We start from the raw sequence: 10,933 nt of genomic DNA on the forward strand, positions 1-10,933 counted from the left end.
CGCCGCCTGGGTCAGGTTCACCTGCGAACACGGCCGTTGGCCGGGTCGTTCCTGGCATGACCTGGTGCTTTGAGATGAGGACCCATGAATCGGCGATGGAGATTCCAGCCGCCCTCGGAGGCTCGGTCGAGGAGACGGTGGGGCAGAAGTTTCGAGTGATCACGGACCGGAAGGCCCTCTCGGTCATCGTCGACGGGCCGGAGGCAATTTCCTCCCGAATGGTTCGGCGAGGCGCTCACGGGATTGACCACATCTGTGACGGCGAACGTTTCGTTGACCCCGCGGGGCGGGCCGCCACCGTATGCGGTTGCCCGTCGGCCTGGGAGGCGAGGCGGGTTGCCGCGATGGTGGGGCTGCCATCGGAACTCAGGGTCAGCTACCGGAGGCTGGTGATGGCTCCGGAGGCGGTAGCACCGTGCGGTGAGCAATGGGCGGCCTGGTCTGCTCGATCTGCGGCCGACCTCACCAACAGGGAGATCGGAGAACGGCCGTTCCTCTCGCCGTGCATGGTCTCCACCCACCTCCGTCAGCGCTTCCCGAAGCTCGGGGCGGCTTCCCGAGGCGCCCTGCGCGACGCGCACGACCGGAAAGAGGCGCCGGGGGTCGGCCGAACCACGTCAAGTGACGGAAGCGACCGCCCGCGGAGCGTTCCCACGGTGTGGCTGGCACACCGTTGCCGGCCCACCGTCATGTCCTCGGCGCAGACAGGGGAACCCGAAGTCGGCGGCCGCATCGGACCGGGAACCGGAGCCACACCGCGGGCCCATCCCGTCGCCGTCGAACTGATCGACCGCACCCTCGCCCGGCCCGACGGCTACACCGCCCGCGACCTGCTCGCCCACCCCGGCTGCACCAGCCTCCTCAGTGCGCACCAGCACGACCGGCTGATCCGGCAGATCACCGCGTGCGGGCTCGGCGAAGGCACCCTCCCCGACCCGCCGCGCGAAGAACTGGAGACCGCGCTCGACACCACCGAAAAGATCATTGACGACCTGGCCGGCGGCTGACGGCGGCAAGACCCCGAAGTCAGCCGCGCTGCCACCGAGTCGGTCCGGTGTGGCCTGGGAATCGAAAGGAGCGGGGCTCGCCGGGAACCGTCAGATTACGAATCGGCTTGATCGCCCCATTCGAACAGCGACAGGATCCTCACCCATGGAAGAGACCTGGGAAATCGTCAGCTCCCTTGCAGGCAGGCTCGATAGCCACTTCGACCGCAGTGACGAGCTCCGCTGGACCGTCCAGGCCCTCAAGCTCCAGGAAGAGGCCGGGGAAGTCGCGGAAGCCGTCATCGGGGCACTCGGCGCCAACCCCCGCAAGGGCTTCTCCCACGACTGGGACGACGTGCGCAAGGAAACCTGCGACGTGGCGCTGTCCGCCCTCGTGATGCTCGCCCGGATGGGCGGCGACCCCCGCCGCTTCTTCGACGAACACCTGCGCTCGGTCGCCGCCCGCGACACGAGTGACAGTGCCCCGGCCTGAGCCCCCGTCCGCAGCCCGGGGACGGGAGTTCGCCCCCGTCCCCGGGCTCCACGCCGCGCCCACCCGCTGACGGAAGGACCGGATGAGCAGTAGGCCGAAAACCGCCGAGGAGGTCTCCGACAGCGAGCAGCTGCTGTTCGGGGGCCGATGAAGTACGACTACGGCTGGGCCAAGCACGAGACGGCCAGTGGGGAGGTGACGTTCTTGGCGGTGGCCCGGCAGATGCCGCGGTTCCTCGATCCCGCTCGCCGCCGCCGGCACGGCGGTGGTGGCCATCCGGACCGGATCGGTGGTGTCCAGTTCTCCGGCAGGCAGTGGCAGAAGGTCGCCCTGGCCCGCATTCGCCCGCGCCTGACCACACCCGACACCGCCAACCGCCTGCCTGCGCTGGTCGTCGTCGACGAACCCACCTCCGCCCTCGACCCGCAGGCAGAGGTCGAAGCGTTCGAGCGGACCCGCCAGCTCACCGACCTGGGTACCACCGTCATTCTGATCACCCACCGCCTCGGCGCAACGGCGAAGGCCGACCAGATGAGGTATGTGCCGGGGCGGTTCTGGCGGTGGCCGGGTGCGGGCGCGCTGCCGCGTCGGCGAGTGCCCGCGTGACCATACGGCACCGGTCCGTACCGCTGGGCCCGGGTACGCGGTCCGGGCCCGCGATGATGAACGGCTCCGACAGCGTCGGCCGCCGCAGAGCCGCTACCCGGTCGGCCGGCAACGATGCGGGGAACCATTGCCTGCCGAGCGGGGCCGCGGCCGCGCCGGCAGGAGGAGAATGGGAGGCCCCCATCCCCGGTCGGTCGACCAGGCCGACCGGGACGTCGTCTTGCCCACGGCAGTCAGGCGTCGGCGCTCGGGACCTTCAGGGGGTCCCGGGTGGCGGCCTCCTTCGCTTCCTGGAGCCGTTCGCCGAGTTCGACCAGGCGGTTGCGGCCCATGGCCTTGCGGACCTCGGGGAACCAGTCCTTCTCCTCCTCCTCGACGTGGTGGCGCACGTTCTCCATCAGCACGGTCATCTTGGCGTCGAACCGCTCGTCCTTCGGATCCATGGCGGCCAGCTCGGACAGCATCCACACCACGACGTGGTGCTCCTCGATGCTTTCCAGGACGTGGTCCTTGGTGTCCGGGGCGGCCTCGCGGGCGGCCGGGTAGAAGACCCGTTCCTCGATGACGGCGTGGACGGTGAGCTCCTCGATCACCTGGTCGACGATCTTCCGCTTCTCCGCGTACGCGTGGTCGCCGGCCTTCTCGAAGGCCTTGAAGAGCTTCTCCACGGTCTTGTGGTCGTCCTTGAGCAACACGATCGCGTCCATACGGTCCTCCGGTGAGGTGGGCAACGGGTGGGTCGGTGTGTGGGGCACGCGTACCCGCGATCGGTCGGCTCACCCCGCCCGCCCGGCCGGGCCACCCGGGTGCAGCAGTCCGCCGCGCCACGGTCCGGCCCGGGCGCCAGGATCGAGCGGGATGGGTTGGGGCGAAGGCCGACGGGTAGCCGCGACCGTGATGCACGTCCCTCCGGAGACCGGAAAGGCCGTAGTCCTGTGATGAGCGATCAGCCGACCGCGTCCCAACCGGCGCGCCGACGGCCGGAGCCGCCGATGCCGCAGCAGTCCCAGCAACACCCGGGACGCGGTGAGGCCATGGAGCCGGTACCCGATCACGGGGAGGACAGCTACCGGGGGTCGGGCCGGCTCGCGGGTCGGGTTGCCCTGATCACGGGCGGTGACTCCGGGATCGGGCGGGCCGTGGCCCTGGCGTTCGCCCGGGAGGGCGCCGATGTGGCGTTCTGTCACCTGCCCGCCGAGCAGCAGGACGCCGACGCGACGGTCCGTCTGGTCGAGGAGGCCGGTCGTCGTGCGGTGGTTGTCGCCGGTGACATCCGCGAGGAGGGGTTCTGCGCGGACCTCGTACAGCGGTGTGTCCGGGAACTGGGCGGCCTGGACGTCCTGGTGAACAACGCGGCCTACCAGATGTCCCAGCCGGACGGCCTGGCCGCGATCAGCAGCGACCAGTTCGACCGCGTGATGAAGACCAATCTGTACGGCATGTTCTGGCTCACCCAGGCGGCACTTCCGCACCTGCGGGAGGGCGCGTCGGTCGTCAACACCGCCTCGGTGCAGGCGTACAAGCCCAGCCCGCACCTGCTCGACTACGCGATGACCAAGGCCGCGATCGTCGCGTTCACCCAGGGCCTGGCCGTGCAGCTCGCCCCCGACGGTATCCGGGTCAACGCCGTCGCCCCCGGTCCGGTGTGGACGCCCCTGATCCCGGCCACCATGGACGAGGACAAGGTCGCGCGCTTTGGTGAGCAGTCCCCGATGGGGCGTGCCGCGCAGCCCGCCGAGATGGCTCCCGCCTATGTCTTCCTCGCGTCCCCCGAGGCCTCCTACATCACCGGTGAGATCGTCAACGCCACCGGCGGCATCCCCCTGCCCTGAGCCCCGGCCCCCTCGACGGTGAGGCGCGGGAGCGGCCCCCGGCCGAGAGGCTCCGTGTTGTGTCGCCGTTCGGAGAGGCCGCGCCCGTCGCGATATGCGTTCGTATGGAACCCACAGACCCACATCCCCCGCTCCCGGCGAGGACCGCGCCGCCGGGCACCCCATCCGCATCGGAGGAACCATGTCCAAGCCCGGACCGGTGAAGAAGATCATCGACGCAGTTTCCGAAGCGGTGCGTGACGACGAGCGGCCGACCGTGGAGGTGCCCGGCGCTCCCGGCGTCCAGCCGCCGCCGCTCGCGGAGCCCACCGAGCCGAGGGCGCCGCTGCCGTCGAAGCCGGACCAGCGGGCGCCCGCTTCGCAGTCCCCGACCGGCCGGGAGACCGGCGCTCCTGCGGACGCTGCCGCGCAGAACGGCGGCTACCTGACGACTGCGAACGGTACGCGGCTGCCGGATTCCGACCACTCGCTGAAGGCCGGGCCGCGCGGTCCGGTGCTGCTGCAGGACCACCACCTGCGCGAGAAGATCACGCACTTCGACCACGAGCGGATCCCCGAGCGCGTGGTCCACGCCCGGGGCGCCGCCGCGCACGGGATCTTCCGCGGGTACGGCACCGCCGCCGGCGTCAGCCGAAGGCCGGCGTGCACTCCCTGGTCTGGGAGGAGGCGCAGCTGATCAACGGCATGGACCCGGACTTCCACCGCCGCGACCTCGCGGACGCCATCGAGACCGGGAACTTCCCGCAGTGGGAACTCGGCGTCCAGACCTTCCCCGACACTCCCGAGCAGACCTTCGAAGGCATCGATCTGCTCGACCCGACGAAGTTCGTCCCGGAGGAGCTCGCACCGGTGCGGCCGATCGGGCTGATGACCCTGAACGCGAACCCGACGAACTTCTTCGCCGAGACCGAGCAGGTCGCCTTCCACCCCGGGCACCTCGTGCCCGGCATCGACGTCACCGACGACCCGCTGCTCGCCGGGCGCCTGTTCTCCTACCTCGACACGCAGATCACCCGCCTCGGCGGCCCCAACTTCGCGCAGATCCCGATCAACCGCACCCACGCCCCGGTGAACGACATGCTCCGCGACGGCTTCCACCAGGACGCCGTCCACAGCGGCGTCGCCCCCTACGAGCCGAACTCCCTCGACGGCGGCTGCCCGTTCTTCGCCGGTGCCGCCGAGCACGCCTTCATCGAACACCCCACCCCGATCGCAGCCGCAGCCAAGGTCCGCGAAGCGCCTGCTTCGTTCGCCGACCACTTCAGCCAGCCGCGGCTGTTCTGGCTGAGCATGAGCCCGGTCGAGCGCGAACACATCATCGCCGCCTACACCTTCGAGCTGTCGAAGGTCCACGAGTCGGCCATCAGGGAGCGGGTCCTGACCGTCCTCGCCGGAGTCGACGAGGTGCTCTGCGCGGAGGTCGCCGCAGGCCTCGGGCTGCCCGCGCCCCGGGCGGTCACCGTCCATGCCGAGGTCGCGCCCAGCGCGGCGCTGTCACAGGTCGGACGGCGCTGGCCGGCCACCGGCCGGGTCCTCGGCATCCTCACCCGTGCCACCAGCGACCCCGCCGTCGTCCGGCAGCTGCGGGAGGCCGCCCTCGACGCCGGACTGCTCCCGCTGATCATCGCCCCCACCGGTGCCCCCCTGGCCGGCGGCCTCGCCGTGCAGAGGACCTACGCCGCGGCCCGGTCCGTCGAGTTCGACGCGCTCCTGGTGGCCGGCGCACCCGCGCCGGGCGCGGACGACCGAGGGGCACGTGATGCCAAGTCCGGCGCCGTCGCGGGCGGGCAGTCCACGCTGGACTCCCGCGCCGTCCTGCTCGTCAACGAGGCCTGGCGGCACGCCAAGCCGATCGCCGGCCTCGCCGACTCCCGCGCCCTGTGGGCAGCCGCGGGAGTCGACCCACAGGCACCCGGCGTGATCACCGCCACGGAAGACACCGACGCCGTCCCCCAGCTCGTGGACCTGCTCGGCACCCACCGCGTCTGGGAGCGGTTTCCGGCGTAGGCCTGATGTCCGTCGACGTGCCCCGCGTGCGCGCTGAAGCACCACCCGCGCGGGCGGGCACGTCGCGCCCGGGCGCCCCCCCCGGACGAGCGGGTCAGGAACAGGAGAACAGGCGGCTGGGCCCCAGGCCGCCTCCCCGGCGGCGGCCCCGGTGCGCAGGCGTCCATCGGCCGTGTGCGCAACGATGGACAGTGACAGCCCCGTCGGGGCTGTCACTCAGCAGTCCCAGGTCTTCGGAGGACAGGCGATGACTGCGCAGCTGCGGACGGATCCGCTGAACGTCTACCTGAACGACCATCTCACGGGCGCCTTCGGCGGAAGCGCGCTCGCCCGCCGCATGGCCGACACCCATCCCCACCGTGCGCGCGCCTCCGCGCTGCGCCAGCTGGCCCTAGACGTGGAGCAGGACCGGGACGACCTCGTACGGATCATGAACCGGCTGGGCGTACCGGTCCGGCACTACCGCACCTGGCTGGGCGTGGCCGGCGAACGGCTCGCGCGTCTCAAGCCGAACGGCACGCTGGTGCGCCGATCCCCGTTGAGCGATCTGATCGAGCTGGAGACGATGCGCGTCGGCGTCGAGGGCAAGGCCGCGCTGTGGCGGGCGTTGCGTGCCATCGCCGACCAGGACGCACGCCTGGACCCGGACGACCTGGACCGCCTCGCACAGCGGGCCGACGAACAGGCCCGTCTGCTGAACGGATGGCATCACGAGGTCAGCGTCAACGTCCTCGCCCCGCACGGCGCCGGGTACCACCGCTCCGCGCCCACCGGGTGAGGCCGACGACGAGCACCGTACGGGGGCGGAGTGGCAGCTGCCGCCGTCCCCGACGGCCGCCGCGCTCGCCCAGCAGTCCACGGCCCTGCTGCCCAGCGCACTGGCCGCCAGGATCATGCAACACGTGGGGGTCGACCGCCTCCACGCCCTCTGCCTCGCCATCGACATCGACATCGTCCGACGGAGCGGGACCATCTCGCTGTCCGGCGAGTACGGCGGCATGACCGACCCGCTTCCCCTGCTCACCGTCGTCGACCGTCGTGCACCCCTCACGCCTTCCGTGCCGGGAGGGCAGCCCTGTGTCCCGGGCCTGCAGGGGCGAAACCCGGGCCGCAGGCCGGCGGTCCGGGTCGCACGCCCGCCGTGCACAGGTCGCGCGGGCCGTCGCGGTGAGGCCACGTCCGCCGCGGCGCGTGGCGGCACCCGCCCCGGGTAGACGCGGTGCAGGCGGGACGACCCGGAGGAGAGCAGACACCATGACCGCCGGAACCACAGCAACAGCGCCGCTGCCGCCCGCGCCACCCCTTCCGGGGCGGCCACCGCCCCGGCCGGCACCGCTCATGCCCGACCTGCCGACTCCCAGAGGCTGTGAGACCCCGCCGACCAGGATCGCCGACGCGGCGGTGCCGGGCTCGCGCCGGCACCGCCGGTGAAGCGAAGCCGTTCTCGGGGACCGCTCGGCTGTGCTTTCCGAACCGCGAAGCGGCGGTGCGGTCCACATTGGAGATGATGACGATGGGCAAGATCTTGTACAAGCCGCTCGGCCTGCTGTTCGGCGCACTCGGCGGCGTCGTGGCCGGCGCCGTGTTCAAGCGCCTGTGGGCGGTCCTCGGCCATGAGGAGGAGGCGCCCCGGGCCACCGACGAGGACCGCAGCTGGAGAGAGGTGCTGCTCGCCGCCGCCCTGCAAGGGGTGGTCTTCGCTCTGGTCAAGGCGGCGATCGACCGCGGGGGCGCGGCCGGGGCCCGCCGGCTCACCGGCACTTGGCCCGACTGACCTCCGCCCGGCTCCCTACGCCCGGCGCCCGGTCCAGGCGCGTGGCCCGTGGCAGGCCACTCGTTCGGCCCTGTGACGGCCAGGCGTCAGTAGCGTGCGCGGCGCGTCGTGGTCGACTTTCCTTCGTGGTGTGCGGACGGAGCAGGAGGTGGGCGGGCCTTCAGGGGCGCTCGCCCCGGGCACGCGCCGGGAACTCGAGGACGGCAGCAGGACCGGCTGCGAACAGGCGATCGGTGACAGCGATCTGCCCGCGGCGACCGATGTCCGCCGGGTGCAACCCGCCCCGCCACGCCCCCCGCCTTGCTGAGAGCGCACAACGCCCGGACGACCCGCTGCAAGGGCTGAGGCTGCTCGGCCTCAAGACGTCGGACCTGTGCCGTGAGCGCCACCGTGTGAGGCTTCGTGCGCTCCCTGAACAACGCGAAGTCCGGGAGTGGAGGTGGTGGGGGCGTGGGCTCGGTCCGGTCAGGGGGAGACCGGTCCGGCCCACGCGGCGGGGTACACCTCATGACCCGGGCGGAACGGTACTGGACACCCCCGGGTGGGCACTCCAACGGGGCGATGAGCCGTCGTGTCGGACGGTGCCGGCGGTCGGAGGGCTGGGGTGCTCGTGTCCGGGGCGGCCTGCGGTGAGCACGGTGCCCCTCACCGCGGGCCGGTCTCGTCGGCCTGGCGGGTGGGTCAGGTGTCGGTGGCGGGTTCCTGTCCGGCGTCGCGGCGGAGCTGTTCGTTGATGCGCAGGGCTTCTTCGAGCTGGTCTTCGAGGATGATGATGCGGCAGGCGGCGTCGATGGGGGTGCCCTGGTCGACGAGGTCGCGGGCGCGCATGGCGATCCGTAGTTGGTAACGGGAGAAGCGGCGGTGCCCGCCCTCGGAGCGCAGGGGTGTGATGAGGCCCTGGTCGCCGAGGGCGCGTAGGAAGCCGGGGGTGGTGCCGGTCATCTCGGCGGCGCGGCCCATGGTGTAGGCGGGGTAGTCGTCGTCGTCGAGGGAGTCGGGGGTGTGCGGTCGAATGGTTGCCGTGGTCACTGCACCTCTTCTTGCTGTTGTGTCCGGGGACGCGCTGAGGGGCCCCGGGGCCATAGCGGCTCCCGGGGCCCCGAAGGGTTTTACACCATCTACCGGCTCTGGGGCCGGGTTCCTTATGTCCGCACAGCCCCGTGGGAGGGGGCGTGCGGGGATCGCGTATGCGTGACCGGAAACCACCGTCCTTGCCTTGGGGTCTACGGAGTCCGCCCGGGCTGATTCCTCGCGGGCCGGGCGATCCTGATGGCGCGCTGTCCCTCCATTCATCCTCTGTACTGGCCGGTTACTGCGAACTGCTTGGTCGTGCCAACTACCCGGTACTGCTGTGGCGGTCCCTGGCGGTCCCGCCGACTCCGGCAGCCAGCCCCGTCGCCCGTCCTGCTCAACCTGCTCGGCTTGGAACCCCGCTGCCGGACTCCCGGCACGCGCGCCCGCAGTCTGGGGGCGCCTTCACCGGGATACCGCGTACTGCGACTGCCGGTACCACTCGACTCAGCTTCACCTACGGGTACTGCTCCTGCTGAACCGCGGTACCGCTCGATGGCGGCCCCTGATGCCTGCGGGCCGCCCGGCCCGGCCACCGGCCCTGTCGCCTTACTGCACCAACCCTGGCTTCAGGACCCTGCAACCGTGCCGACCTGCGCACTTCTGTACTGCTGCCCGCCAGTTCATGTCTGGCGGGTACCGATCGACTGCTGTCTACGAGAGAAACACTAACCGCGGTGCACGGCAATGTCTACTCCGGCGGGCATAGATTTTCCGGTGTCGGTCGGGGAGGTAGTCTGCGCCCGCACGCGGTGGAGCGGCCGGTGGCCGCAGCCGCACCAGGACGGAGGGCGCCGCGTCCGGCGGCCAGGACCGCGAGTGAAAGGGAGGAGAGCGGTGGAAGGGCAAGGCCGCGCGGCGGCGCGCACCCCCGACCCCCATACCCAGGCGTCGCTGACCGCGGCCATCGCCGAGGCGGTACGAGACCGGGACGAGCGGGTCCTGCGCCGACTGCTGGCACGTTTCGCCGAACAGGCCGCCCTCGCGGACCTGCCCGCCCTGCGGGACGCCCTCGACGCCACCGGTCAGCGTGGCGACCGCCCCGCGCGCGCATGCCCACCCGGGGCCGGCTCCGAACCGTGACCAGCGGCACGCGCGCGGTGGCCCAAAGCGCGTCCGTGCTCGTATACGCCCCTGGCATGCGCCCTGCGAGTGCGGCCTGAGGTGCGGCATCTGCTCTGCGGGACTGGAGAGTTGGGGAACCGTATGGAGGGCAACGAACTGAAGGACCTGGGAGAGGTGTTCCGGCAGCTTGCCCAGCGATCGAATGTCGCAGTCCATTCCAGCGCCAAGCTGCTCGGTGAGGTGGAGGCGGTCGCGGCGAAGGACGACGAGGAGCGGGCGGCGAAGGAACTCGATGCACTGCGCCGCAAGCCCGGCCTCCAGCCCGTCCCGGTCAAGGAGCTCGGCGACGGGGTCCAGCTGACGCCGTGGGAGGTGTTGCACACCCTCGGGCGGGCGATCGCGCTTTCGCGGCGTGGCGCCGGCCGCGGGCTCGCGGAGCACTGGGGCCGCCTCACGTGCAGCCAGGCCCTGGAGGGCGCTCTCGGCACCTTCATGGCGCTGTCGGCCGAGGGGCGCGACACCGCGGACCACTACAAGGCTCTCCAGTCCGACGAGCTCGGTGTCGGCTTCGCACTCGCCCTGGCCGAGTCCGTGCTGACCAGGCGCTATCCGGATCACAGCGTGTCCATCGTTCCCGCCGACACCGCACTTCGGGCCGGATTCGCCGTGACCGGAAGGGACGCCGGGACATCCGTCGGCTACCGCCACCGGCCGCAGTACTTCGCCGAAGTGTGGAAGCCCGGCCAGCCGTCGCGGGTCTTCCCGATCGTCTGCAAAGGTGACCACAGCGGCGCCTCCGCCTCCCACACCCAACTGGCCTCCGCGTCGGTCCATGCCGACGCCGTGCACATCGGGGGGTGGACCGACACACCCGCCCTGATCTTCAGCACGGAACTGCCCGTCGACGGGTCGATGACCGTCCATGCCCTCCAGCCGCGGGGCAACGGCGGCAAGCTCACCCATCCCGGAAGTTGAGGCGAGCTCGACCGCGACCCGCGCCCGAAGGATGGCCAGGCCCGGGTTCTCCGGGTCCTCGCGCCCCCGGTCGGCGAGCACGGTGGACCGGGCAGCCACCCAGTGCCAGCACCTGCGTACGAGA

Annotated in this window: 10 protein-coding genes and 1 pseudogene; 9 read left to right on the plus strand and 2 right to left on the minus strand. The window is 71.6% G+C overall.

From position 1 onward, the window contains the following. Window positions 1-95: 95 nt before the first annotated feature. The 3 genes from ABT093_RS21430 to ABT093_RS21440 all read left to right on the plus strand — a co-directional run bounded on the left by ABT093_RS21430 (window position 96) and on the right by ABT093_RS21440 (window position 2,085). A complete protein-coding gene (locus ABT093_RS21430) occupies window positions 96-1,007 on the plus strand; it encodes a hypothetical protein (RefSeq protein ID WP_350566533.1) in 912 nt (303 codons plus the stop codon). Between the two features lie 145 nt (window positions 1,008-1,152). Beyond that, complete coding sequence (locus tag ABT093_RS21435) at window positions 1,153-1,479, plus strand: MazG-like family protein (RefSeq protein ID WP_350566535.1); 327 nt, start codon at window positions 1,153-1,155, stop codon at window positions 1,477-1,479. A 147-nt stretch (window positions 1,480-1,626) separates the two neighbouring features. Beyond that, a complete protein-coding gene (locus ABT093_RS21440) occupies window positions 1,627-2,085 on the plus strand; it encodes a P-loop NTPase family protein (RefSeq protein WP_350566536.1) in 459 nt (152 codons plus the stop codon). Window positions 2,086-2,318: 233 nt separating this feature from the next. On the opposite strand, the gene ABT093_RS21445 is transcribed toward ABT093_RS21440, so the two are convergent. Beyond that, entirely contained in the window at window positions 2,319-2,792 is a 474-nt protein-coding gene (locus ABT093_RS21445) for a hemerythrin domain-containing protein (RefSeq protein ID WP_350566538.1), read from the minus strand. A 231-nt stretch (window positions 2,793-3,023) separates the two neighbouring features. Between ABT093_RS21445 and ABT093_RS21450 the strand changes: the two genes are divergently transcribed. The 4 genes and pseudogenes from ABT093_RS21450 (at window position 3,024) to ABT093_RS21470 (ending at window position 7,698) form a co-directional block, all read left to right on the plus strand. Beyond that, window positions 3,024-3,917 (plus strand): SDR family oxidoreductase, encoded by an 894-nt coding sequence (locus tag ABT093_RS21450; protein WP_502884276.1) that lies wholly within the window; start codon window positions 3,024-3,026, stop codon window positions 3,915-3,917. Window positions 3,918-4,098: 181 nt separating this feature from the next. After that, window positions 4,099-5,924, plus strand: a pseudogene (locus ABT093_RS21455) (catalase). Window positions 5,925-6,171: 247 nt separating this feature from the next. Continuing rightward, window positions 6,172-6,702, plus strand: coding sequence for a hypothetical protein (locus tag ABT093_RS21460; protein WP_350566542.1), 531 nt, complete (start codon window positions 6,172-6,174; stop codon window positions 6,700-6,702). 729 nt (window positions 6,703-7,431) lie between these two features. Then, window positions 7,432-7,698 (plus strand): DUF4235 domain-containing protein, encoded by a 267-nt coding sequence (locus tag ABT093_RS21470; protein WP_350566544.1) that lies wholly within the window; start codon window positions 7,432-7,434, stop codon window positions 7,696-7,698. Window positions 7,699-8,379: 681 nt separating this feature from the next. Here ABT093_RS21470 and ABT093_RS21475 read toward each other — a convergent pair. Continuing rightward, window positions 8,380-8,727, minus strand: coding sequence for a helix-turn-helix domain-containing protein (locus ABT093_RS21475; protein WP_350566545.1), 348 nt, complete (start codon window positions 8,725-8,727; stop codon window positions 8,380-8,382). A gap of 879 nt (window positions 8,728-9,606) precedes the next feature. On the opposite strand from ABT093_RS21475, the gene ABT093_RS21480 reads away from it, so the two are divergent. Beyond that, window positions 9,607-9,852, plus strand: coding sequence for a hypothetical protein (locus tag ABT093_RS21480; RefSeq protein WP_350566547.1), 246 nt, complete (start codon window positions 9,607-9,609; stop codon window positions 9,850-9,852). 123 nt (window positions 9,853-9,975) lie between these two features. After that, the gene (locus ABT093_RS21485) at window positions 9,976-10,809 is read left to right on the plus strand and encodes a hypothetical protein (RefSeq protein WP_350566549.1); all 834 of its coding nucleotides are present in this window, start codon (window positions 9,976-9,978) and stop codon (window positions 10,807-10,809) included. Window positions 10,810-10,933: the final 124 nt, after the last annotated feature.

This window comes from Kitasatospora sp. NPDC002551 (genome assembly GCF_040296005.1).
In the GTDB taxonomy this organism is placed as follows: Bacteria; Actinomycetota; Actinomycetes; order Streptomycetales; family Streptomycetaceae; genus Kitasatospora.